The sequence below is a fragment of the Falsiroseomonas sp. E2-1-a4 genome (assembly GCF_051433165.1).
Classification (GTDB): Bacteria; Pseudomonadota; Alphaproteobacteria; order Acetobacterales; family Acetobacteraceae; genus Falsiroseomonas.
The window spans coordinates 100,208-123,449 of sequence record NZ_JBHMFS010000006.1 but is presented as its reverse complement, the minus strand read 5'-3'; the positions used below and the strand labels follow the sequence as shown (position 1 = coordinate 123,449).

At 70.0% G+C, this 23,242-nt stretch carries 22 protein-coding genes; 12 read left to right on the top strand and 10 right to left on the bottom strand.

All coding sequences use genetic code 11. The features are described from left to right. Both ACFHNC_RS08735 and ndk read left to right on the top strand, forming a co-directional pair. On the top strand, nucleotides 1–492 hold the full coding sequence (locus ACFHNC_RS08735; RefSeq protein ID WP_437168837.1) for a deaminase: 492 nt from the start codon (nucleotides 1–3) through the stop codon (nucleotides 490–492). Nucleotides 493–583: 91 nt separating this feature from the next. Then, complete coding sequence (gene ndk / locus ACFHNC_RS08730) at nucleotides 584–1,006, top strand: nucleoside-diphosphate kinase (RefSeq protein WP_437168836.1); 423 nt, start codon at nucleotides 584–586, stop codon at nucleotides 1,004–1,006. Nucleotides 1,007–1,043: 37 nt separating this feature from the next. On the opposite strand, the gene ACFHNC_RS08725 is transcribed toward ndk, so the two are convergent. The 3 genes from ACFHNC_RS08725 to purM are packed head-to-tail and all read right to left on the bottom strand — an operon-like array spanning nucleotide 1,044 to nucleotide 2,961. Continuing rightward, entirely contained in the window at nucleotides 1,044–1,202 is a 159-nt protein-coding gene (locus ACFHNC_RS08725; protein WP_437168835.1) for an aa3-type cytochrome c oxidase subunit IV, read from the bottom strand. 8 nt (nucleotides 1,203–1,210) lie between these two features. Continuing rightward, entirely contained in the window at nucleotides 1,211–1,897 is a 687-nt protein-coding gene (purN, locus tag ACFHNC_RS08720) for a phosphoribosylglycinamide formyltransferase (RefSeq protein ID WP_437168834.1), read from the bottom strand. A gap of 2 nt (nucleotides 1,898–1,899) precedes the next feature. Further along, on the bottom strand, nucleotides 1,900–2,961 hold the full coding sequence (gene purM, locus ACFHNC_RS08715) for a phosphoribosylformylglycinamidine cyclo-ligase (RefSeq protein WP_437168833.1): 1,062 nt from the start codon (nucleotides 2,959–2,961) through the stop codon (nucleotides 1,900–1,902). A gap of 141 nt (nucleotides 2,962–3,102) precedes the next feature. Between purM and ACFHNC_RS08710 the strand changes: the two genes are divergently transcribed. The 3 genes from ACFHNC_RS08710 to ACFHNC_RS08700 are packed head-to-tail and all read left to right on the top strand — an operon-like array spanning nucleotide 3,103 to nucleotide 5,574. After that, a complete protein-coding gene (locus ACFHNC_RS08710; RefSeq protein WP_437168832.1) occupies nucleotides 3,103–3,807 on the top strand; it encodes a hypothetical protein in 705 nt (234 codons plus the stop codon). Next, complete coding sequence (locus ACFHNC_RS08705; protein WP_437168831.1) at nucleotides 3,791–4,366, top strand: CDP-alcohol phosphatidyltransferase family protein; 576 nt, start codon at nucleotides 3,791–3,793, stop codon at nucleotides 4,364–4,366. The genes ACFHNC_RS08710 and ACFHNC_RS08705 overlap by 17 nt, the downstream gene beginning before the upstream one ends. Next, nucleotides 4,363–5,574, top strand: coding sequence for an AI-2E family transporter (locus tag ACFHNC_RS08700; RefSeq protein ID WP_437168830.1), 1,212 nt, complete (start codon nucleotides 4,363–4,365; stop codon nucleotides 5,572–5,574). The genes ACFHNC_RS08705 and ACFHNC_RS08700 overlap by 4 nt, the downstream gene beginning before the upstream one ends. Nucleotides 5,575–5,637: 63 nt before the next feature. Here the strand turns inward: ACFHNC_RS08700 and ACFHNC_RS08695 are convergent, their stop codons facing one another. After that, nucleotides 5,638–6,855 (bottom strand): sensor domain-containing phosphodiesterase, encoded by a 1,218-nt coding sequence (locus ACFHNC_RS08695; protein ID WP_437168829.1) that lies wholly within the window; start codon nucleotides 6,853–6,855, stop codon nucleotides 5,638–5,640. A gap of 132 nt (nucleotides 6,856–6,987) precedes the next feature. Between ACFHNC_RS08695 and ACFHNC_RS08690 the strand changes: the two genes are divergently transcribed. From ACFHNC_RS08690 to ACFHNC_RS08680, 3 genes are all read left to right on the top strand, one after another. Then, entirely contained in the window at nucleotides 6,988–7,710 is a 723-nt protein-coding gene (locus tag ACFHNC_RS08690; protein ID WP_437168828.1) for an HdaA/DnaA family protein, read from the top strand. Nucleotides 7,711–7,752: 42 nt separating this feature from the next. Next, nucleotides 7,753–9,984, top strand: coding sequence for an RNA degradosome polyphosphate kinase (locus ACFHNC_RS08685; protein WP_437168827.1), 2,232 nt, complete (start codon nucleotides 7,753–7,755; stop codon nucleotides 9,982–9,984). Between the two features lie 97 nt (nucleotides 9,985–10,081). Further along, nucleotides 10,082–11,581: a Ppx/GppA phosphatase family protein gene (locus tag ACFHNC_RS08680; RefSeq protein WP_437168826.1), complete on the top strand. Its 1,500-nt coding sequence runs from the start codon at nucleotides 10,082–10,084 to the stop codon at nucleotides 11,579–11,581. Between the two features lie 103 nt (nucleotides 11,582–11,684). Here the strand turns inward: ACFHNC_RS08680 and ACFHNC_RS08675 are convergent, their stop codons facing one another. Beyond that, nucleotides 11,685–12,251 carry a YSC84-related protein gene (locus ACFHNC_RS08675; protein ID WP_437168825.1) on the bottom strand — a complete coding sequence of 189 codons (567 nt, stop codon included), beginning with the start codon at nucleotides 12,249–12,251 and terminating at the stop codon, nucleotides 11,685–11,687. Between the two features lie 72 nt (nucleotides 12,252–12,323). Beyond that, nucleotides 12,324–13,505: a ribonuclease D gene (gene rnd, locus ACFHNC_RS08670; RefSeq protein WP_437168824.1), complete on the bottom strand. Its 1,182-nt coding sequence runs from the start codon at nucleotides 13,503–13,505 to the stop codon at nucleotides 12,324–12,326. 111 nt (nucleotides 13,506–13,616) lie between these two features. Here rnd and aspS point away from each other — a divergent pair, with 111 nt between their 5' ends. Further along, nucleotides 13,617–15,434, top strand: a complete 1,818-nt coding sequence (gene aspS, locus ACFHNC_RS08665) for an aspartate--tRNA ligase (protein WP_437168823.1) — start codon at nucleotides 13,617–13,619, stop codon at nucleotides 15,432–15,434. A 30-nt stretch (nucleotides 15,435–15,464) separates the two neighbouring features. Next, nucleotides 15,465–16,328 carry a cell envelope integrity EipB family protein gene (locus ACFHNC_RS08660; protein WP_437168822.1) on the top strand — a complete coding sequence of 288 codons (864 nt, stop codon included), beginning with the start codon at nucleotides 15,465–15,467 and terminating at the stop codon, nucleotides 16,326–16,328. On the opposite strand, the gene ACFHNC_RS08655 is transcribed toward ACFHNC_RS08660, so the two are convergent. The 3 genes from ACFHNC_RS08655 to ACFHNC_RS08645 are packed head-to-tail and all read right to left on the bottom strand — an operon-like array spanning nucleotide 16,329 to nucleotide 19,191. Then, the gene (locus ACFHNC_RS08655; RefSeq protein ID WP_437168821.1) at nucleotides 16,329–17,330 is read right to left on the bottom strand and encodes an asparaginase; all 1,002 of its coding nucleotides are present in this window, start codon (nucleotides 17,328–17,330) and stop codon (nucleotides 16,329–16,331) included. It lies immediately after the preceding gene. Then, complete coding sequence (locus ACFHNC_RS08650) at nucleotides 17,330–17,752, bottom strand: hotdog fold thioesterase (protein ID WP_437168820.1); 423 nt, start codon at nucleotides 17,750–17,752, stop codon at nucleotides 17,330–17,332. Before ACFHNC_RS08650 ends, ACFHNC_RS08655 begins: the two co-directional genes overlap by 1 nt. A gap of 29 nt (nucleotides 17,753–17,781) precedes the next feature. Then, nucleotides 17,782–19,191, bottom strand: a complete 1,410-nt coding sequence (locus ACFHNC_RS08645) for an MATE family efflux transporter (RefSeq protein ID WP_437168819.1) — start codon at nucleotides 19,189–19,191, stop codon at nucleotides 17,782–17,784. 149 nt (nucleotides 19,192–19,340) lie between these two features. Here ACFHNC_RS08645 and ACFHNC_RS08640 point away from each other — a divergent pair, with 149 nt between their 5' ends. Then, the gene (locus ACFHNC_RS08640; protein ID WP_437168818.1) at nucleotides 19,341–20,384 is read left to right on the top strand and encodes an alpha/beta hydrolase; all 1,044 of its coding nucleotides are present in this window, start codon (nucleotides 19,341–19,343) and stop codon (nucleotides 20,382–20,384) included. 7 nt (nucleotides 20,385–20,391) lie between these two features. On the opposite strand, the gene ACFHNC_RS08635 is transcribed toward ACFHNC_RS08640, so the two are convergent. Continuing rightward, on the bottom strand, nucleotides 20,392–21,129 hold the full coding sequence (locus ACFHNC_RS08635) for a response regulator (protein ID WP_437168817.1): 738 nt from the start codon (nucleotides 21,127–21,129) through the stop codon (nucleotides 20,392–20,394). Between the two features lie 322 nt (nucleotides 21,130–21,451). Between ACFHNC_RS08635 and ACFHNC_RS08630 the strand changes: the two genes are divergently transcribed. Continuing rightward, a complete protein-coding gene (locus ACFHNC_RS08630) occupies nucleotides 21,452–23,242 on the top strand; it encodes an IlvD/Edd family dehydratase (RefSeq protein ID WP_437168816.1) in 1,791 nt (596 codons plus the stop codon).

Genomic DNA, 23,242 nt, shown 5'->3' with positions numbered 1-23,242 from the left:
ATGGAACAGACCGACGAGACCTTCATGCGCCGCGCCATCGCGCTGTCGCAGCAGGCCGCCTCCACCCGCGGCGCGCAGCCCTTCGGCGCCGTGGTGGTGAAGGATGGCGTGGTGGTGGGGGAGGGGTTCAACCAGGCGATCGGCAAGCTGGACATCACCTCGCATGGGGAGACGGAGGCGATGCGCGACGCCTGCCAGCGTCTGGGCACGCTGGACCTGTCAGGCTGCACCGTCTTCACCTCCTGCGAGCCTTGCGCGCTGTGCGTCGCGACGATGCAGATGGCGAAGGTGGATGCCGTGGTCTTCGCGGCCGCCCTGTCCGACAGCGCCCGCGCGCTGTCCGGCGTCGGGCCAGACCGGCGCTTCCGCACGGATATCAGGGCGCTTCGGGCGGAAGCTGCCGGCCCCATCGGCCAGGGCCGGATGAAGGCGCGACGCGCGCTGGTGGCGGAGGCGGTGGAGGTGCTGGAAGCCTGGGCGGTGCAGCCCTGATGGCCCCCCCGGCCCAGCCGTAACCGGCCCGACCCTTGCGCGCAGGCAAAACCCCGCCTATCCGGCGCGCCACCAACCAAGGATCATCCCCATGGCCATCGAGCACACCTTCAGCATCCTCAAGCCCGACGCCACGCGTCGCAACCTGACCGGCAAGATCAACGCCGTGTTCGAGGAGGCGGGCCTCCGCATCGTCGCCCAGAAGCGCATCCAGATGTCTCGCGCCCAGGCCGAGAGCTTCTATGGCGTGCACCGTGAGCGCGGCTTCTTCAACGACCTGGTGACCTTCATGATCTCCGGCCCGGTGGTCGTGCAGGTGCTGGAAGGTGAGAATGCGGTCGCCAAGCACCGCGACGTGATGGGCGCCACCAACCCGGCCAATGCCGCCGAGGGCACCGTGCGCAAGCTGTTCGCCGAGAGCATCGAGGCCAATAGCGTCCACGGCTCCGACAGCCTGGAGAACGCCGCGATCGAGATCGCCTACTTCTTCGCCGGCACCGAAATCGTCGGCTGAAGCCTGAACGGGGGGCGCTGGCGCCCCCCGACCTGCCTCAAACCAGGAAGATCGCCATCAGCAACAGCACGGCGACCGTCACGCCGATGCTCCAGACGCTGGCGCGCAGGAAGCCGGCATACAGGCCCTGGCGCTCCGCCATCAGATCCTCGGCCTTCACTTCGACCATCTCATACGTCGGTGCCTGTTCGGCCATGATCACCCTCATCCGGATACGCGCCAAGCATCGGTTGTAGGTAGCGGGGCCGGGGCCGGCAAGGGGTTTGCCAGCACACCCTGCGCCCCCGGCGCGGTCACCACCGCCAGTTCCCCCTGCATCCGCACCTGGCCCGCCGCCAGCCAGGCGAGGGCTGCCGGATACAGAAGATGTTCCTGTTCGAGGACCCGCGCCGCCAGCGCCGCCTCATCATCCCCGGGCAGCACCGGGACGGCGGCCTGGGCCAGGATCGGCCCGTCATCCACGCCGTGCCGTACCAGATGCACCGTGCAGCCATGCAGCTTCACCCCGGCGGCCAGCGCGCGCGCATGGGTGTCCAGCCCCTTGAAGCTGGGCAGCAGGGAGGGGTGGATGTTCACCAGGCGGTCGCGCCAGCGTTCGACGAAGCCTTCCGTCAGCACCCGCATGAAGCCCGCCAGCGCCACCAGCTCGATCCCGTGGTGGGCGAATTCCGCCTCCATCGCCCGCTCGAAGCCATCGCGGTCCGACTTGAAGGCGCGGCTCTCCACCACCGCGGTGGGCACCCCGGCCGCCTGCGCCACGGCCAGCCCGGCGGCATCAGCGCGGTTGGACAGCACCAGCGCTATGGTCGCCGGGTAGCCCGGCACGGCGGCGGCGTGCAGCAGCGCGGCCATGTTGCTGCCGCGGCCGGAAATCAGGATGGCGACGCGCATGCTCAGGCGGGCCAGCCGGCACCCAGATGGTCGATCCGCACGGCGGCGGCACCTTCGCCCGCTTCCAGCACGCCGATGCGAAACACCGTCTCCCCTGCCGCCTCCAGCTGCGCGCGGGCGGCCTCGGCCTCGGCCTCGCCCACCACCAGCACCATGCCGAGGCCGCAGTTGAACACCCGCAGCATTTCCTCCGCCGCCACATTGCCCTTCCGCGCCAGCCAGCCAAACACCGGCGGCAGCGACCAGGAACGCGCATCCAGCGCCGCCACCACGCCCGCCGGCAGCACACGCGGCAGATTGCCCGGCAGGCCGCCGCCGGTGATGTGGGCGGCCGCCTTCAGCAGCCCCGCCTTGTGCAGCGCCAGCACCGGCTTCACGTAGATCCGCGTCGGCACCAGCAGCGCCTCCGCCACGCTTTTGCCGGTCGCGAAGGGGGCGGGGGCTTCCAGGGTGAGGTTCGTGCCTTCCAGGATGCGCCGCACCAGCGAGAAGCCATTGGAATGCACGCCGGAACTGGCCAGCCCCAGCAGCACATCGCCCGGCCCGACATCGGGCTTCGGCAGCAGCGCATCGCGCTCCGCGGCGCCCACGGTGAAGCCGGCCAGGTCGTAGTCGCCGCCCCTATAAAGCCCCGGCATTTCCGCCGTCTCGCCGCCCACCAGGGCGCAGCCGGCAATCCGGCAGCCCTCCGCGATGCCACCCACCACGGCGGCGGCCTGCGCCACCTCCAGCTTGCCGGTCGCGAAATAGTCCAGGAAGAACAGCGGCTCCGCCCCCTGCACCACCAGGTCGTTCACGCACATCGCCACCAGATCCTGGCCGACGAAGCCATGGATGCCGGAATCGATCGCCAGCTTCAGCTTGGTGCCGACCCCGTCGGTGGAGGAAACCAGCACCGGGTCGCGGAACCCGGCCGCCTTCAGATCGAACAGCGCGCCGAAACCGCCGAGGCCGCCCATCGTTCCAGCCCTGTCGGTGCTGCGGGCGAGGGGCTTGATCACCTCCACCAGCGCGTCGCCGGCTTCGATATCCACCCCCGCGTCACGGTAGGTCAGGCTGGTCATGGCGGCCCCCGATCGGGTATGCGGCTGAGAACGGAAAAGGATGGCGAGATGCCGGTTACAAGCATGCCGGTCAGCCTGCGGCGAGCCTGGCGGGCAAAGCGGGGGGGAAACAACCACGCGAGCGTGGCCTCCGCAATCCGCATGCTCGGTCTGCTCCTCCTGCTGCTGTGCGGCATGGCGCTGGCGCCGGCCGTGGCGCAGGAAGACCCCCTGGTACAGCGCGGCGTCCCGGCCACGGCCACGGCCGAGACCGCGGTGCTGGCGCGCGAACAGGCGCTGAATGCCGGCCAGCGCCTGGCCTATGAGCGGATGGCCGCCAGCCTCGGCCTCAGCGCCAACGCCTCCACCCAGCAGATCGAATCCATGGTGCGGTCGCTGGTGATCGAATCGGAGCGGATCACGGCGCGGACCTACACCGCCCGCATCACGGTGAATTTTAACCCGCAGCGCGTCGCCGCCGCCGGCGGCCGGATACCCGCCAGCCCGGATGCGGCGGCGGCGCCCCGGGAAGGCGTGCAACCCTCCGAAGCCCCGCCGCCTGCCATGGCCAGCGGCCCCGCGGTGACGACGGTGGATGCGCTGGCCAGCTATCGCAGCTTCGCCGAATGGGTGGAGATCACCCGCCGGCTTTCCGCCGCCCCGCCGGTGGCGCGCGTGCAGGTGGTTTCGGTGGCGGGGGACCAGGCGAGGCTGCGACTCGGGCTGCGGAGCGAGGCGTCGGAGGCGGCGATGGCATTGGCCTCGGCAGGCCTGGCCCTGGCACCCGCAATGCCGGCCACCAACGACCCCCGCGCTGGCGCGGCGCGCGGCGAGGGATGGCGCCTGAGCCTTGCCGGGTTCCGCTGACACGCCCCCGCATGAACCCGATGGCGGGCCGTTCACGCTGCCCAATGCCATCACCTTCGCCCGGCTCTGCGCGGTGCCCGCCGCCATCTGGCTGATGCTGCACAACCGGCTGGACCTCGCCTTCTGGGTCTTCGTCGCGGCCGGCATCTCGGATGGGCTGGATGGCTGGCTGGCTCGGGTGCGGAACAGCCGCTCCGCCCTGGGGGCCATGATGGACCCGGTGGCGGACAAGGCGCTGCTGGTCTCGGTCTATGTCACGCTGGCGGCCCTCGGCGTTCTGCCGGACTGGCTGGCCATTCTGGTGGTGTTCCGTGATCTGCTGATCGTCGGCGGCGTGGTCGTGCTGTATATGCTGGGGCAGCCGCCGCTGATCAAACCGCTGTGGATCTCCAAGCTGAACACTCTGGCACAGATCGGCCTCGCGGCCTTCGCCCTGCTGATGGCCGGATACGGCCTGGGTACCCGCGCGGTGCTGGATGCGGCGATCTGGCTTGTGGCTGCGACCACCCTCGCCTCCGGCGCCGCCTATGTGGTGCAGGCGGCCCGTTCCGGCAGATGAGCCGCCCGCCGCCCCCACCGCAATTGCCACCGCCGGCACTGCCGCCGGCCGTGAAGATGCCGGCCGGCGAACTGCCGAAGCCGCGCCCCGGCCCGGCGCCGCTGCCGCCGCCGGTGCAGCCGGGCCGCCAGGCCACGCGGGGTGAGCGCTGGGGCATGGTGATCGGCACGCTGGCCGCGCTGCTGCTGACGATGTGGCTGTTCTCCGCCATCCTCACGCCCTTCGTGCTGGCCGGTTGCATCGCCTATTTCCTGGACCCGCCGACCACACGGCTGGCCCGCCTCGGCGTGCCGCGGCCGGTGGCGGCCTTCCTGCTGGTGCTGGCACTGACGGCGCTGGCGCTGATGGCGCTGCTGCTGCTGTACCCGCTGCTGGTGGCCCAGATCGGCGTGCTGGTGCTGCGCATGCCCGCTTATGTCGCCGGCATCGGCCAAGCGGTGCGCCAGGCGCTGGAAGCCGCGCAGAACGCCCTGGGGCCGGAGGTGATGGACGCCCAGTTGCGGGACCTGGTGATCGGCCAGGCCGGGCAGATCGTCACCTTCCTCGGCACCGCCGTGGCGCGGTTGATCGGCGGCGGCGTGGCGCTGTTCAATGTGTTCGCGCTGCTCGTGGTGACGCCGATCGTGGGCTTCTACCTGCTGCGCGACTGGCAGCGGATGATGGGCCGGATTGAAAGCTGGCTGCCCCGCAAATCCGCCCAGACCTTGCGCCAGCTTGCGCGGGATACGGACCGGGTATTGTCCGCCTGGCTGCGCGGCCAGCTACTGTGCTGCGCCATCCTGGCCGCCTACTACGCCGCGGCGCTGTCGGCGCTGGGGCTGGAACTGGGGCTGACGGTGGGGCTGCTGGCGGGCCTGCTGTCCTTCATTCCCTATGTCGGGTCGCTGACCGGCTTCGTCATGGCGGTGGTGCTGGCGGTGGCGCAGTTCGGCACCTGGAACGAGGTGCTTCTGGTGGCCGGCGTCTTCCTGCTCGGCCACATCGTCGAGGGTTATGTCATCTATCCCCGATTGCTGGGGGACAGGGTGGAACTTCACGCGGTCTGGGTCATCTTCGCCCTGTTCGCCGGCGGCGTGGCTTTCGGATTTCTCGGCGTGCTGCTGGCAGTGCCGATGGCGGCCGCCATCGGCGTGATCGCGCGCTACTGGCTGCGGCGCTACCTGGAAAGCCCGCTCTACCTGGACCCGCCGCGCACCGGCAGCGGTTGAAGGCACGCGGCGGCAGCGGCATCTCCGCCGCCCGCGCGTCACGACCGTGCAAAGGGGGCGCCGCTACCCCGTTGGCGCTGCCGCGCCCACCATCTCCTGCGCTGCCGCCAGATCGCCCGGCCGACCGAGCAGGTAGCCCTGGCCCTTGGAGACGCCCAGTGCCTCCAGCGCCGCGACTTCCGCCTCGGTCTCGATGCCCTCCGCGACGATCTGGCAGCCGGTTTCGCGGGCGAAGAAGCACAGCGCCGCGGCCAGGGCACGCTTGGCCGGGTCGCGGTCCACGTCGCGCACCAGGCCCATATCCAGCTTGATGATGTCCGGCTGCAATTGCAGGATGTGCTGCAGACTGGAATAGCCGGCGCCTGCATCATCGATGGCGAGCTTTACGCCGGCCGAGCGCAGCGGTGCGAGCGCCGCGCGCAGCGCCTCGTAGTCCGTCACCTGGCTGTGCTCCGTCACCTCCAGCACCAGGCGTTCCGTCGGCAGCCCGGCGAGCAGCGCGGTGAGGCGCCCGCTGAGGACGGTGGCGGGCGCCGCATTGAAGGACAGGAAGGCCGGCGCCTTCAGCCGGCGCACCGCCTGCACCGCACGCCGCAGCACTGCCAGTTCCAGTTCCACCCCGCATCCCGCGGCATGCGCGGCCGCGAACCATTGGTCCGGCGCGCGGTAGGGCTCCGGGCCAAAGCGGCACAGCACCTCGAACCCCACCACCTGGAAGGGCTGCAGCGCCAGGATGGGCTGGAAGCGGAAGGTGAAAAGCCGCCCCTCCATCACCGCCTCCAGCTCCTCCAGCCGGGCCTCGCTAGCCTCGGCCTCGGCCACTTCGCGGCCGATCTCATGCGAGGCAACCTCGGCGAAGACGCGCATCACTTGAAGGTCGCGGGCGTTCAGGCTCGGGTTGGGGTGCGGGCTCAGGCAGCAGAACATGCCATAGGCGCGGCCATCCCGCAGGTGGATCGGCACCGAGACATGCGCGCCGATCGGCACCGCGCGGGTGATCGGCAGGCTTGCTGCCAGCGGCAGGGCGGCGGTGTCCGGGATCAGCTCGGGCAGGCGCCCGGCCAGGATGTGCGGGCAATAGACCTCATGCAGCGGGCGCGAATCGCCGGGCTTGATCAGCCCTTCCAGCCCCGGGGCATCGACCTCCCGGAACACCGTCCGGCCACGCTCGAAGCGGGAGACATAGGCGACTTCCATGCCGAGATGGCGGCGCACCGCCTCCAGACCACGCTGGATGGTGCTTTGCCCGGCGCTGGCGGGCGTCATCAATCCGTCGAACATGCCGCGTCCTATTCGCCTGTCGGTTTTCGCTTGCCGGGCAGGCGTTTGCAGGGGGTGTTGCGGCATTCCTTGCGGCAGGGGCAGGCTTTGCCCCGGCGGCACTCTGGCCGGGCGCGGGTGAAGGATGGGTTGATGCGGGCGCCGATGGCCTGCGCTAAAGCCGCCTTCATGGCACTCGCCCCCCTGGCCCTGCAATTGCCGCTGCCGCTGCCGGAGATCGCGTCCTCCGCGGCGTCCGACCTGATTCCGGCTGCCAGCAACGCGGAGGCCCTGGCCTGGCTGGAGGCGCCGGAGCGCTGGCCGCTGCACCGCCTGGCCCTGCATGGGCCGGAGGGGGTGGGCAAGTCGCATATGCTGCACGCGGCGGCGGCGGAGCGCGGCTGGCGGCGGCTGGAGGGGCCGGGCCTGACCATGGATGCGGCGCTGGCCGATGTGGCCGGCACCGCACTGGACCGCGCCGATGCGGCACCCGAACAGGCGCTGTTCCACCTGATCAACCATGCGGCGGAGGCCGGCGCGCCGCTGCTGCTGGCCGCCCGCGCCCCGCCCGCCCGCTGGGGTACCATCCTGCCGGACCTCGCCAGCCGGCTGCGCGCCACCCAGGCGGTGGGCGTGTTGACGCCAACTGAACCCTTGCTGGCGGCCCTGCTGGCCAAGCATCTGGCGGACCGGCAGTTGCGGGTGGAGCCGGGGGTGCAGGCCTTCCTGCTGTCCCGCCTGCCGCGCCATGCGGCGGCCATCGCCCGTGCCGTGGCGGCGCTGGATGCGGCGGCGCTCGCCGGGGCCACGCCGATCACGCGCCCCTTGGCACGTCAGGTGCTGGCGTTGGATGACCGTTCCGAGACGTCCGCGTAATCAGCCTCCCGACTGGCAGGCCGCTGGGCTAGTCTGATCGGCATGGACACGATGCCCACGCCCGCAGGCCCGACTGCGACCCCAGCCCATCCCGCCACGCCCAAGCCCGGCGCGCCAGCCGGCGCGGTGCGAACGCCGGCGATCGCAGCCGATAGCCCGGCGCGTTTCATCAACCGCGAATTGTCCTGGCTCGCCTTTAACACCCGCGTGCTGGAGGAAGCCGCCAACCCGCGCCACCCGCTGCTGGAACGGCTGCGCTTCGTCGCCATCTCCGCCTCCAACCTCGATGAGTTCTACTCCGTCCGCGTCGCCGGGCTGATCGGCCAGGACCGCGCCGGCATCTCCACGCCCTCGCCCGATGGGCTGACCCCGGCGCAGCAGCTTTCCGCCGTGAACGCCGCCGCACAGTCCCTCATCGAGGGCCAGCAGCAGGCCTGGCATGAATTGCGCGGCCTGCTGGATGTTGCCGGCGTCTCCGTCTGCAAGCCGGCGGAATTGACCGAGGCGGATCGCGCCTGGCTCGAAGGCTGGTTCATGGACCGGGTCTTCGCGGTGCTGACGCCGCTCGCCGTGGACCCCGCCCACCCCTTTCCCTTCATCGCCAACCTGGCGCTGTGCATGGTGCTGAAGCTGGTGCGGGAGGAGGATGGCGGCACGATGCGCGCGTTGCTGCCGCTGCCGCCGCAGATCGAGCGTTTCATCCGCCTGCCGCCGGAGCCGGATTCGAAGAAGATCCGCTTCGTGATGCTGGAGGATCTGATCGTCCTGTTCCTCCGCCGCCTGTTCCCCGGTTTCATCGCCGCCGAACACGGCCTGTTCCGCCTGATCCGCGACACCGATGTGGAGTTTGAGGAGGAGGCGGAAGACCTCGTCCGCTCCTACGAAACCGCGCTGAAGCGCCGCCGCCGTGGCCAGGCCATCCTGCTCTCCGTCGACAGCCGGATGGCCGAGGACATGGTGCAGCTGGTGGCGGAGGAAGTGGAATCGGACCGTGCCGGCCTGGTGAAGGTGGAAGGACTGCTCGGCATTGCCGACATCAAGCAGCTCATCGTCGATGACCGGCCGGATCTGCTGTTCACCCCCTACACGCCGCGCTTCCCCGAACGCATCCTGGATTTCGGCGGCGACTGCTTTGCGGCCATCGCGGCGAAGGATATTCTCGTCCACCACCCCTATGAATCCTTCGATGTGGTGGTGCAGTTCCTGCGCCAGGCCGCGCGCGACCCCAGCGTGGTCGCCATCAAGCAGACTCTGTACCGCACATCCCGCGACAGCCCGATCGCCCGCGCGCTGATCGAGGCGGCGGAGGCCGGCAAATCCGTCACCGGCATCGTCGAGATCAAGGCCCGCTTCGATGAGGAACGCAACATCGCGCTGGCCCGCGAATTGGAAGCCGCCGGCGTGCAGGTGGTGTTCGGCTTCGTCGAGCTGAAAACCCACGCCAAGGTGTCGCTCGTGGTCCGCCGCGAACGCGAGATTCTCCGCAGCTACGCCCATTTCGGCACCGGCAACTACCACCCGATCACCGCGCGCATCTACACGGACCTGTCCTTCTTCACGGCAGACCCGGCGCTGACCCGCGATGCCGCGAAGCTGTTCAACTACATGACCGGCTACGCCCGCCCCGAGACCATGGAAGGCCTGGCCTTCGCGCCGCTCACCATCCGCCCCGCCCTGCTCGGCCTGATCGAGCGCGAGATTGCCTTCGCGGCCGAAGGCAAGCCCGCCGGCATCTGGCTCAAGATGAACTCCCTGGTGGATGAGCAGGTGATCGATGCGCTCTACCGCGCCAGCCAGGCCGGCGTGAAGGTGGAGTGCGTCGTCCGCGGCATCTGCTGCCTGCGCCCCGGCGTGCCTGGCCTGTCGGAGAATATCCGCGTCAAATCCATCGTCGGCCGCTTCCTGGAACACAGCCGCGTCTATGTCTTCGGCAATGGCCACCGCCTGCCATCCCGCCGCGCCCGCGTCTTCATCAGCAGCGCCGATCTGATGGCGCGCAACATGGATTGGCGGGTGGAGACGATGGTGCCGATCGAGAACCCGACCGTGCACACCCAGATCCTGGATCAGGTGATGGTGGTGAACATGCAGGACACGTTGCAATCCTGGCAGCTTCGCGCCGATGGCACCTATCGCCGCGTGGCGCCGGGGCCGAAGCAGGTCTCGGCGCATGAGTACTTTATGACCAATCCCTCGCTCTCCGGCCGCGGCAGCGCGCTGCAACGCCCGGCCGGCCCGGTTCGCCGGCGCCAGGACCGGGTGCTGCAGGATTGATCGCTCGCCTCCTGCCGGACAGGGCTGCCCCAGGCGTTGACGGGCCGCGCGGATTTCGCCACGCACCACCCATTCCGTCTGGACGCTGCATCGCACCATGCCCCGTAACCGTATCGACGGCCCGCCGCCCCGCCTGGCGGTGGTGGACCTCGGCTCCAACTCCGTTCGCCTGGTGGTGTTCGAGGGTCTCTCCCGCAATCCGCTTACCATATTCAACGAGAAGGCGGTGCTCGGCCTCGGCCGCGGGCTGCAGAACACCGGCATGCTGAACGAGGACGCGATCGGCCCGGCGCTGACCGTGATGGGCCGCTACGCCGCCGTCGCCCGCGCCATGGGCGCCGAGTCGCTGCAGGTGGTGGCCACTGCCGCGGCGCGGGATGCCGGGAACGGCCCGCAATTCATCCAGGCGCTGCGCGACCGCCTGCCCGACCTGCAAGTGCGGATCCTGACCGGGGAGGAGGAGGCGAATCTCTCCGCCGACGGCGTGCTGCTCGGCTTCCCCGAGGCGGATGGCATATTGGGCGATATCGGCGGCGGGTCGCTGGAGGTGGTGGATCTGGACCGCGGCCGCGCCGCCAACGCCGCCAGCCTGCCGGCCGGCGCCATCCGCCTGGCGGACCGCGCCGGCGGCGACATCGCCAAGGCCCGCGGCCTGGTGGAATCGGACCTGGCCCGCGTGCCCTGGCTGAAGCGCGGGGAGGGGCGGGATTTGTATCTGGTGGGCGGCGCCTGGCGCGCCTTGGCGCGGATGCATATCGCCCAGACCAGCTACCCACTCTCCATTGTCCACCACTACGTGCTGCGGCGGGAGGAAGCACGGGACCTGGCCGGCGTGGTCGCCAAGGCGGATCGCAAGATGCTGGCCGCCATGCCCGGCGCGCCGGCCAAGCGCCTGGGTGACATGCCCTTCGCCGCCGTGGTGCTGCGCCGCCTGCTGCGCGCCACCGGGGCGAGCCGCGTGGTGTTCTCCGCCAACGGGCTGCGGGAGGGTTGGTATTCGCGCCTGCTGCCCGAAGCCGTGCGGCAGGAAGACCCGATGCTGGCCGCGGGCCACGAACTGGCCCAGCGCTTTGGCCGCGACCCGGACCTGCCCCCCGCCCTGTTCGCCTGGACCGGGGCGCTGTTCGAGGCGGAGACACCGGATGAGGCGGTGCTGCGCGAGGCCAGTTGCTGGATCGCCGACATCGGCAGCCACGACCACCCGGATTACCGCGCCGAACAGGCCTTCTTCCGCGTGCTGCGCCAGCCCGGCGTGGGCCTGGACCACCACCAGCGCGCCTTTTTGGCGATGGTCGTCGCCCTGCGCTACGAGGCCGACGCCGCCTCCCCCTTCCTGGCCACCGCGCGACTGCTGCTGGACCCGGCGGCGGTGAAGCGGGCGGAAACCCTCGGCGCCGCGCTGCGCTTGGCTTTTACCCTGTCTGGCGGCACGCCCGTACTGCTGGCCGGCACCGCGCTGCGGCAGCGGGGCGGGGAGTTGGTGCTGCGGTTGGTGGAGGGCAGCGGCGTGTTCGCGGGCGAGAGTGTGCAGCGGCGGCTGGATTCGCTGGCCAACGCGGTGGGGCTGACGGCGAGTGTGGAGGTGGCGGCGATCTGAAGGCCCCTCCCGCCCTTGCGGGGGGTGCAGCCCCAAATCGAAGGGCCCTCTCCCCAGCGGGGAGAGGGTTGGGTGAGGGGAGAACGCGACCCCCGAAAGCCGGTCAGCTCGGGTTGAACGCCGTGATCTTCGTCCCGTTCACCGCCAGCGCCGCCATCAGCCCCTGCTGGTTGAAGCTGATCGCATAGACCGGCTCGGTCAGCGTCGTGCTGGTCATGTTGGCCTGCAGCCCGCGGTCGAGTGCCACCACGGACGGGCCGGTGCCAATCTCCCAGCCATCGGAGGCTTGCAACGCCCGCAGCGCCTCATCCGTCATGAAGAACATGGCCAGCCCCGCCACCTGCGCGCCCGCCTGGAAGCCGAAGCTGGCGCCCACGATGCGGTAGAAGCCCTGGCGTTCGGCACCGCGATACAGGATGCCCTCGCCATACTGCCCGCCGACGATCAGCCCGCCGCTGACGATGCGCGGGAAGATCAGCACCGCCCGGGCACGCTCGAACAGGACGGCGGTGTTGGGCTGGGCGCGCAGCCGGGTAATGGCGGCATCGGTCTCGGCCTGGATTTCCGCCCGCGATGCGGCGTGGGACGGGCGCGGCAGGGTGGACAGAAGGCTGCCGCCGGCCAGGCTCAGCAAGGCGTGGCGGCTCAGGGTACGGCGATCGATCGGCATGATGATGGCTCCGGCTTCAGATGCCGGGGAAAACGTGGCCAACCCGATCCGGTTGCGTCGGCGCGGTAATAATCAAGCCTGGATCAGCCGCACCTTCCGCCCATCCACGCCCAGCGCCACGCGGCCGGCGCGCAGATCCAGCGCCGCTTCGCCGAACACCTCCCGCCGCCAGCCTTGCAGCGCGGCCAGTTCCGTCTCCCCGGCCGCCAGGCGTTCCAACTCCTCGGAATTGGCCAGCAGGCGGGGGGCAACCTGATGTTCCTCGCTTTTCGCGGCCAGCAGCACCTTCAGCAGCGCTACCAGAGCGGGGGAGGGGTTGGCGCCATTGGCGCGTTCCTTCGGCGCCTCCGGCAGCGCCGACTCCGGCAGCGCCTTCGCCTCCTGCAACGCGACGAGCAGGGAGGCGCCGGATTTGCCCTTGGCGAAGCCTTCGCTGATGCCGCGGGCGCGGGAGAGGTCGCCCACCGTCTCCGGCGCCGTGGCCGCGATCTCCAGCAGCGTCTCGTCCTTCACCAGGCGGCCGCGCGGGATGTTGACGCGCTGCGCCTCCCGCTCCCGCCACGCCGCGGCGGCGCGCAAGGCGCCGAGGAAGCGGCGGTTGGTTGTGCGCGGGCGCAGCTTCTCCCACGCCGTCTCGGGGTCCTGGCGATAAGTGGCAGGCTCGGCCAGCGCCGCCATTTCCTCCGCCACCCAGGCGGTGCGATCTTCGCGCTCCAGCTTGGTGGTCAGGCCGGTATAGATGCGGCGGAGGTGGGTGACATCCGCGGCGGCATAGGCGATCTGCGCGGGGGACAGGGGGCGGGCGGCCCAATCGCTGAAGCGGTGCGCCTTGTCGATCTGGGCGTTGGCGAGCGAGCGGGCGAGCTGGTCGTAGCTCACCTGGTCGCCAAAGCCGGCGACGGTGGCCGCGATCTGCGTGTCGAAGATGGGGGTGGGCACGGCGCCGTAGCGCAGCAGGAAGATTTCCACATCCTGGCGCGCGGCGTGGAACACCTTCATCACCGCCGGGTCGGCCAGTAATTCGCCGAGGCTGGTCAGATCGATCCCCGGCGCCAGGGCGTCCACCACGGCCACCTCATTGTCCCCGGCGAGTTGGACGACGCAGAGCTCGGGCCAATAGGTCCGCTCCCGCATGAACTCCGTGTCCACCGTCACGAAGCGCTCGGCGCGCAATCGGGTGCACAGGGCGACCAGCGCCTCGGTATCGGTGATCAGGTAGGGCGCCGCTTCGGCGCCGACGTTCCGGCGGCTCATGAAGCTGTCTGTAGCGCCCGCGAGGCGCTTGCGGAAGGCGTTGGCCTTGACATCGCGGGTCCGGTCGGGCGGTTTGCCGTCTCAGCACATCACCGCCAGGCCAATACCCCCATGCACGCCTACCGCACCCACCATTGCGGCGCCCTCCGCGCCGCCGATTCCGGCAAGACCGTTCGCCTCTCGGGTTGGGTTCACCGCAAGCGCGACCATGGCGGGCTGCTGTTCGTCGATTTGCGCGACCATTACGGCCTGACCCAATGCGTGGTCGCCCAGGGCGGCGAGGGTTTTGCCACGCTCGACGGCGCCCGCCCCGAATCCGTGGTGACCGTGACCGGAGAGGTGGTGCCGCGTGAGGGTGCGACCATCAACACCAAGCTGCCGACCGGCGAAATCGAGCTGCGCGTGCGCGACGTAACCGTGCAATCCGCCGCAGAAATCCTTCCGATTCAAGTCGCTGGCGAGCAGGAGTTTCCCGAGGACCTCCGCCTGCGCTACCGCTTCATCGACCTGCGCCGCGAACGCCAGCACCGCAACCTGATGCTGCGCAGCGCCGTCATCGCCAGCATCCGCCGCCGCATGATCGACCAGGGCTTTACCGAGTTCCAGACCCCGATCCTGACGGCAAGCAGCCCCGAAGGCGCGCGGGACTTCCTGGTGCCGGCGCGAAACCACCCCGGCAAGTTCTACGCCCTGCCGCAGGCGCCGCAGCAGTTCAAGCAGTTGGCGATGGTGGCCGGATTCGACCGCTACTTCCAGATCGCCCCCTGCTTCCGGGATGAAGCGTCCCGGGCCGACCGTTCCCCCGGCGAATTCTACCAGCTCGACTTCGAGATGAGCTTCGTGACGCAGGAAGACGTCTTTGCCGCCATCGAGCCGGTGCTGGCGGGCGTCTTCGAGGAATTTGCCGATTTCTCCGGCACCAGGCGGTCCGTGACGCCCGCGCCCTTCCCGCGCATCCCCTTCGACCAGGCGATGCTGGAATTCGGCTCGGACAAGCCGGACCTCCGCAACCCGATCCGCATCGCCGACGTGACGGAACATTTTGCGGGCGGCGGCTTCGGCCTGTTCGCGCGTGCGATCGAGAAGGGCGCCGTGGTCCGCGCCATTCCGGCCCCGGGCGCGGCGGGCAATCCGCGCAGCTTCTTCGACAAGATGAATGAATGGGCGCGCGAACAGGGCGCCGGCGGCCTCGGCTACATCACCTTCGCCAATGGGGAAGCCGGTGGCCCGATCGCCAAGAACCTGCAGCCGGAACGCGTCGCCGCCCTGAAGGCCGCCTGCAAGCTGGCGGATGGCGATGCGGTGTTCTTCGCCGCCGACAAGGTGGAAGCCGCCGCCAAGCTCGCCGGCCAGGCCCGTACCAGGCTCGGGAATGAACTCGGCTTGATCGAGAAGGACTCCTACCGGTTCTGCTGGGTCACCGACTTCCCCATGTATGAATTGAACGAAGACACCGGCCAGATCGACTTCAGTCACAACCCCTTCAGCATGCCCCAGGGTGAGCTGGAGGCGCTGAACACCATGGATCCCCTGAAGATCAAGGCGTATCAGTACGACATCGTCTGCAACGGTATCGAGCTTTCGTCGGGCGCCATCCGCAACCACCGCCCGGATATCATGCTCCGCGCCTTCGAGATCGCCGGCTATGGCGCGGAAGTGGTGGAGGCGCGCTTCGGCGGCATGCTGAATGCTTTCCGCTACGGCGCGCCGCCGCATGGTGGCTCGGCACCGGGCATCGACCGCATTGTCATGCTGTTGGCCGATGAGCCGAATATTCGGGAAGTCATTCTCTTTCCCATGAATCAGCAGGCCGAGGACTTGATGATGGGCGCGCCGGCGCCGGTGGATGCGGCGCGGTTGAAGGAGCTTTCCATCAAGCTCGACCTGCCGCCGCCGAAGGGTGGTGCGGCCGGGCCCAAGGCTTCCTAGATGCAGCGCAGCACGCACCGAGGAATCCCTATGCCGTCCACCCGTCGCCTGAGCCTCCTCGCCGCGTTCTGCTGCTTCACCCTGCCCGCTTTGGCGCAGCCGCAGCCGGTCACCACCGGCCCGCGCGCACCAGGCGTGACGACGGAGGCGCTGGCGGCCGGCGTCGCCCGCATGGCCCCGCACCGCGCCGCCTACCGGCTGGATCTGGGGGAGGGGCGCAATTCCGGCATCACCGGGGTGCGCGGCGCCATGGTGTTCGAGGTGGCCGATGCCTGCGAGGGCTGGGCCACGCGCCAGCGCATGACCATGACGGTGGTGGATCGCGACGGGCAGGAGATCGAGACCGTCTCCGACTACGCGACCTATGAGGCGAAGGACAATTCCGGCCTGCGCTTCTCCCTCACCCAATCCACCCAGGGCGCCGTGAGCCAGCGTGTCTCGGGGGAGGCCGAGCTGCGCCCCGATGGCAGCGGCACGGTGCGCTTCAGCGAACCGGCGGGTCTTGAGGAAACGCTGCCCCCCGGCACGCTGCTGCCGATGCGCCACACGGTGCTGGCGGTGGAAGCCGCGCGCGCCGGCCAGCGGCTGTTCGCGGCACCCCTGTTCGACGGCACCACGAATGAGGGCGCGCAGGACACCACCACCATCATCCCGAGCTGGGTGCCCGCCTCCGGCGCGCCGCGCTTCCCGCTGCTGGCCAACCAGGCCTCCGGCCACATGCGGATCGCGTTCTTCGAGCGCGGGGCCGGCGCCGGTGGCGCCTCGCAGCCCGAATACGAGGTCGGGCTGCGCTATTTCGAGAATGGCATCGCCGACGAACTGGTGATGGATTTCGGCGAGTTCTCCGTCACCGGGCAGGCGCTGGAAATGACCCTGCTGCCCGGTGGTTGCTGATCAGGCCGTCTCGAACAGCCTAGCGATCGCTGCCCGGTCCCCGCCGCGCGTCAGGGCCAGCATCAGCAGGATGCGCGCCTTCTGCGGGTTGAGGTTGTCGGCGTTGAGAAAACCTTCCTCCCCATAGCGTTTGGTCGGGAAGGTCCGACCCGATCCGGCGCGGGAGGACAGCACCGCGACGCAGCCCTGGGCGATGGCCGCCACCATGGCGACGCGCTCAGCGGGCGTCAGGAAGCCCGGCGCCAGTGCGGCGGCGACGATGCCGGTAGCGCCGGCGGCCAGGAAGGCCGGCACCGCCACGCCATCCCCGCCCGCCACCGAATACAGCACATCGACGCGCGGCGGCTGTTCCACCTTGAGAATGTTGAAGCGCTCCGCCACCGGCAGCACCCGCGTCGGGCGGCGCCAGAAGCTGTTGCGGTCGGCATCCACATGGCCGAGCGCGCCGAGATCCGGGCTGCAGAAGGTCTGCATCCGGCCGGTGGAGGTCTTCGTCACCTCCCGCGCCGCATGGATCTCGTCGTTCAGCACCACCAGCACGCCGAGGCCGCGTGCTTGCGGGTCCGCCGCCACCCGCACCGCGGCGACCAGGTTCATCGGCCCGTCGGTGGACAGGCCGGTGAAGGGCCGCTGCGCGCCGGTGACCACCACCGGCAGGTCGGTGGGCAGGGTCAGCGAAAGCAGATAGGCCGTCTCCTCCAGCGTCGCCGTGCCATGGGTGATGACGATTCCGGCCAGGTCCGGATGCGCCGCCTCCAGCTCCACGATCTTGGCGACCAAGGCGCGCCAGTCGGACCAGCCGACGGCGGTGGAGGGGATGTTGGCGTAGGGCACGGCAAACACATCCGCCACCCGCGCCAGATCCGGGACGCCAGCGACCAGCGCCGCCGCATCCAGGATCGGCCGGCCGGAGGAGGCGTAGTCCTGCACATCCAGCGGATGCAGGCCCTGCGAGGCAATGGTTCCGCCCGTGCCGATGATCGCGACCTTGGGCTTGTTCATCACGCATCCACCACGGCGCAGGTGAGACGGGAGACGCAGGCGAGCTTGCCGTCGGGGCGGCGAATCTCGGTCTGCCAGACATGGGTGCGCGCGCCGGTGTGCAGCGGGCGGCAGATGGCGGTGACCGTTTCGCCGCGCTTCACGCCGGCCATGTGGTTGGCATTCACCTCGATGCCCACGGCGCGCTGGTGTTCGGGCAGGGTCAGGATGCAGGCCAGCGTGCCGATCGTCTCGCTCAGCACCACGCTGGCGCCGCCATGCAGCAGGCCGAAGGGCTGCACGTGGCGGGCATCGACCGGCATGGTCGCGTGCACCGCATCCGCCGCGATCTCGGTGATCACGATGCCCAGCATCCCGGCCATGTTGTCCGCCATGCGCGCATTGATCTGCGTCGGGGTCCAGTCGCGTTTCCACAGGGTCATCGAAGCATCCGTCGCAGTCCGGCGGCCAGTCATCCCAGCCGGCGGCGGAACGTCAAGCCACCGGAGGCGGAAAGCCGCATCCAGCGCGCCAGCATCATGCCCGCCACCAGGAACAGCCCGACGGACAGGCCGATCCAGATGCCGATCGGCCCCACATCCAGCCACAGCGCCAGCACCAGGCCGAGCGGCAGGCCGATGATCCAGTAGCCGAGCCCGGCCAGCAGCATCGGCACCCGCGTATCCTTTAACCCGCGCAGCGCGCCGGAGGCGACGGCCTGCACCCCATCCGAAAGCTGGAAGAAGCCTGCCATCACCAGCATCACGGCGGCCAGCGCCGCGGTTTCGGTGGCGCCGGGATTGCCGGGCGACAGGAACAGCCAGGCCAGCGGCGTGGCCAGCAGCACCAGCGTGGTGGCCGACGCCACCATGAAGCCGGCGCCGAGCGCGATGCCGATCCAGCCCGCCCGCGCCGCTTCCCGTGTCCGCCCGGCGCCTGTCATCAGCCCGACCCGCGCGGTGGCGGCCTGGCCGATGCCCATCGGCACCATGAAGGTGGCGGATGCGATCTGCACCGCGATGGCATGCGCGGCCACCGCCACGGCACCGAACCAGCCCATGGCGATGGCGGCGAAGGCGAAGACGGAAATCTCCAGGGCCATGGAGCCGGCGATGGGCAGCCCGATCTGCGCCACCTCCCGCAGCCGCGCCACATCCAGGCGCCAGAGGCGGCCGAACAGGTGGTAGCGGCGCAGATGCCGGTCATGCGCGATCACCACCGCCAGCCCCGCGAACATGAACAGGTTGCAGAGCGAGGACGCGATGCCGGCGCCGACCACGCCGAGCGCCGGCACGCCAAATCCGCCATGGATCAGCCAGTAGTTCAGCGGAATGTTCAGCGCGACGCCGATAAAGGACACCACCAGGGCGGAAAGCGGCCGCTGTTCCGCCGAGAGGAAGCCGCGCAGCACCACGAAGCCGCAGAACAGCGGCATGCCCCACATCAGCGCGCCGACATACTGCCCGGCCAGCGCCGCCAGCACCGGGTCCTGCCCCAGGCCGACCAGCAGCCATTCCGTGTGCCACAGCGCCAGCCAGACTGGGATGGTTGCCGCCGCGCAGGCCCAGAAGGCGGCCCGCACATCGCGCCGCATGCCGCGCAGATGGCCTCGGCCGCGTCCGCGGGTCTGCGCGCACATCGGCCCGGCGGCCAATGCCAGGCCGAAGGCGGGCGACAGCATCGCGAAGAACAGATTGCCGCCGAGGGTCGCGGCGGCCAGTGCCTCCGTCGCCACGCGGCCGAGGAACAGCGCATCCGTCAGTGACAGGGCGAATTGGGACAGGTTGGTCAGCACCAGCGGCCAGGCCAGCGCCAGGGTGGCGCGGACTTCCGGCCCCCAGGCACCGAGGCGGCCGGTTGTGCTGCGTGTTGCGTGTGACATGGCGGCGGCGTGTTAGCCTGGATTGCCGAGGCCGTCCCATGACCTTCCCGCGTGTCTCATGCGTTCCACCTGTTGGCCCCCTGTTGGCCGCTTGGGGGCGGCCCCGGTGGCGGCTACAATGCGCGCCAATGACGTCCGGAGCCTGGTTCATGAAGCGACGCCTCATCCTCGCCGCGCCTGCCCTGGCGGCGGCGGCCGCCGCGCTGCCGGCGGCGGTTCGCGCCCAGGCCACACCGCAGGTCGTGACCGAGGAATTCATGGTGCCGAGCGGCGAGGGCATCGAGGTGTTCCTCCGCAACAAGCGGCAGGAAGGCGCGACCACCGGGGCATCCCGCACCCTGCTGATGGTGCATGGCGCCGGTTTCGGGGCGAGCACGAGCTTCGACCTGCCCTTCGGCGGCCTTTCCTGGATGGACTACATCGCCGGCCGTGGTTTCGATGTCTGGACGCTGGACATTTCCGGGTTTGGCCGCTCCACCCGTCCGCCCGCCATGTCCCAGCCGGCCGACCAGAACCCGCCGGTGGCGCGCGGCGAACAGGCGCTGGTGGACCTGACGGCGGCGGTCGCCTTCATCAAGCAGCGCCGCTCGATCGAAAAGCTGGTGCTGCTTGGCCATAGCTGGGGCACCAAGCTGGTCGGCCGCTTCGCCGCGGACCAGCCAGCGCAGGTGGAACGCCTGGTGCTGTTCGCGCCGCCCTGGCTGCGCGACGGGCCGAGCCGGACCGATCCTGGCGGCGGGCCGCTCGGCGCCTGGCGGCCGCTGACCCAGCGCGCGGTGCGGGAAGGAATACTATCCCAGGCCCCGGAGGCGCAGCGCGCCGCGCTGATCCCGCCCGGCTGGTTCGAGCATTTCGCCGGCGTGACCTGGGCGCTGGACCCGGATGGCATCCGCGCCAACCCCTCCGTCCTCCGGGTGCCGAACGGGCCGGTGGCGGATGGGCGGGAATTCTGGAACGCCGGCAAGCCGTGGTGGGAGCCGGCCAAGGTCACCGCGCCCACACTGGTCGTGGTGGGTGAATGGGACCGCACCACGCCGCCGGGGCTGGGCTTCGCGGTATTCTCCGAGCTGAGCCAGTCACCCGGCAAGCGCATGGTCGTGCTGGCGGAGGGCACCCACAACATGTGGATGGAGCGCAACCGCGGCGCGCTGTTCCAGGCGGTGCAGGGTTTCCTGGAGGAAGTGGCGGCCTGACGGGGTTCTACTCGCCCGCAGGATCGAAGACGTAGCCGGCGCCGCGGATGGTGCGGATGATGGCCGGGCGGCCCGGCACCGCCTCCAGCTTGCGGCGGATGCGGGCGATGCGGACATCAATGGACCGGTCGAAATGGTCCGCGCCGCGCGGATGCGCCAGTTCGAGCAGCGCGTCGCGCGTCAGGACACGGCCAGGACGCTCGGCGAAGGCGCGCAGCAGCGCGAATTCGAAGGGGCCGAGCGGGACTTCCTGCCCCGCGGCCCCGGTCAGCCGCCGCGCCTCCAGGTCCAGCCAGGCGCGGCCCATCCGGATGCGGTGGCTGACCGGGGCCTCGGGCGGCGCCGTCCGGGTGGGGGTGGGGGCGGCCAGCCGCGCCCGGCGCCGCCGCAGCACCGCGCGCAGCCGGGCCAGCAGCTCCCGCAGCTCGACCGGCTTGGCGATGTAGTCATCGGCGCCGACCTCCAGCCCCACCACCCGGTCCAGTACGCCCCCCGCGGCCGAGAGGATGACGATGCCGATGTCGGACTGGGCGCGGAGCGCGCGGGCGATGGACAGGCCATCCTCGCCCGGCATGGCGATGTCCAGTACCACCAGATCGGCGCCACGTTCCGCCAGCAGGCCGCGCAGCGCCGCCGACCCCTCCGCGCTGCGCACGTCGAGGCCTTGATCGGTCAGGTATTCGGCGACCGAATCGCGCAGATCGGCGTCATCGTCGCAGATGATGATGGCGGGGGCATCCGCCATGCGGGTGGGATCCTTTACGACTGGGGCGTCGGGCTGCGGCAGGGCAGCATGTTGGTGCGCTGGGCGCAATTAAGTGGCGACGCTCGTGAAATCGTCGCGAAATGGAGGCGCGGCAGAAGTCGGCGACGTGATCGTGGAGGCACCGCATGTCCTGCGAAGGGGAGGGGTCCGGGGGAGGCTCGCTCTGGAACCGGCTGTTCCAGCAATGGCTGGCGGGGGGCTTGGCCCGCGCATCGCTGCCCGCCGGTGCAGGGAGAGGTTGACGAAAGCGCGGGGTGGCGCCTCACTCCCCCAAACGGCGGCAGCCGAGGGGGAAAAGGCCATGGACGACCACGACCAGACGAAGAAGCCCTTCAAGCTTCGCAGCCAGCGCTGGTTCGACGACCCGCAGGACCCCGGCATGACCTCGCTCTACATCGAGCGCCAGCTGAATTTCGGCATGACCCGGGCCGAATTGCAGTCCGGCCGCCCGATGATCGGCATCGCGCAGACCGGCTCCGACATTTCCCCCTGCAACCGGCATCACATTGCCTTGGCGGAGCGGGTGAAGGCGGGCATCCGGGATGCGGGGGGTGTGCCACTGGAGTTTCCGGTCCACCCGATCCAAGAGACGCTGAAGCGGCCCACCGCCTCGCTCGACCGCAACCTGCAGTACCTGTCGCTGGTGGAAATCCTGCACGGCTACCCGATCGACGGCGTCGTGCTGACCACGGGCTGCGACAAGACCACGCCGGCCATGCTGATGGGCGCGGCGACCATGAACATCCCGGCGGTCGCCCTGCCGGGCGGGCCGATGCTGGATGGCTGGTGGCATGGGCGCCTCGCGGGGTCCGGCACCATCGTCTGGGAGGCGCGGAAGAAGCTCGCCGCCGGTGAGATCGATTATGAGGGGTTCATCGAGATGGTGGCGGCTAGCTCCACCTCCGTCGGGCATTGCTCGACCATGGGCACGGCGCTGTCGATGAATTCGCTGGCGGAAGCGGTGGGCATGACGCTGACGGGGTCCGCGGCGATCCCCGGGCCGTACCGGCAGCGGGCGCAGATGGCCTACATGACCGGCGTGCGGGCGGTGGAAATGGTGAAGGCCAATCTCCGCCCCTCCGACGTCATGACGAAGAAGGCCTTCGAGAATGCGGTGATGGTGGCGTCCGCCATCGGCGCTTCCTCCAACTGCCCGATCCACATGGTGGCGATCGCGCGCCATATGGGGGTGGAGCACGATCTGGCCGATTGGCAGCGCGTCGGCGCCGAGGTGCCGCTGCTGGTGGATTGCCAGCCCGCCGGGCGCTTCCTGGGCGAGGCTTTCTATCGCGCCGGCGGCGTGCCGGCGGTGATGAAGGAACTGCTGGATGCCGGCATCCTGCATGGCGATGTGATGACCGTGACCGGCAAGACGGTGGCGGAGAATCTGGAAGGCCTCGGCGAGCCGGACCGCGAAGTGATCCGCAGCTTCGCCGCGCCCATGAAGGAGCACGCCGGCTTCATCGTGCTGACCGGCAATCTGTTCGACAGCGCGGTGATGAAGATCAGCGTCATCGACAAGGAGTTCCGCGCCCGCTTCCTGTCCGACACGCCCGATGTGTTCGAGGGCAAGGTCGCGGTGTTCGAGGGGCCGGAGGATTACCACGCGCGTATCGAGGACCCGTCGCTCGGCATTGATGAGAAGACGGTGCTGGTGGTGCGGAACTGCGGCGCCGTGGGCTATCCCGGCGCGGCGGAGGTGGTGAACATGCAGCCGCCGGCCGCGCTGATCAAACGCGGCATCACGGCGCTGCCGACGATGGGCGATGGGCGCCAATCCGGCACCAGCGGCTCGCCTTCCATTCTCAATGTCACGCCGGAAGCGGTGGTGGGCGGGGGCTTGGCGCTGCTGAAGCATGGCGACCCGATCCGCATCGACCTGAAGGCGCGGCGCGTGGATGTGCTGATCCCGGCGGAGGAGATGGCAGCTCGGCGTGCGGCCTGGACCGCACCGGTGCTGCTGCACAAGACGCCATGGGAGGAGATCTACCGCAGCATGGTCGGCCAGCTCGGCACCGGCGGCTGCCTGGAGCCGGCGACGCTGTTCCTCAACATCCTGGAGACGCGCGGCGAAAGCCGGCACAACCATTGA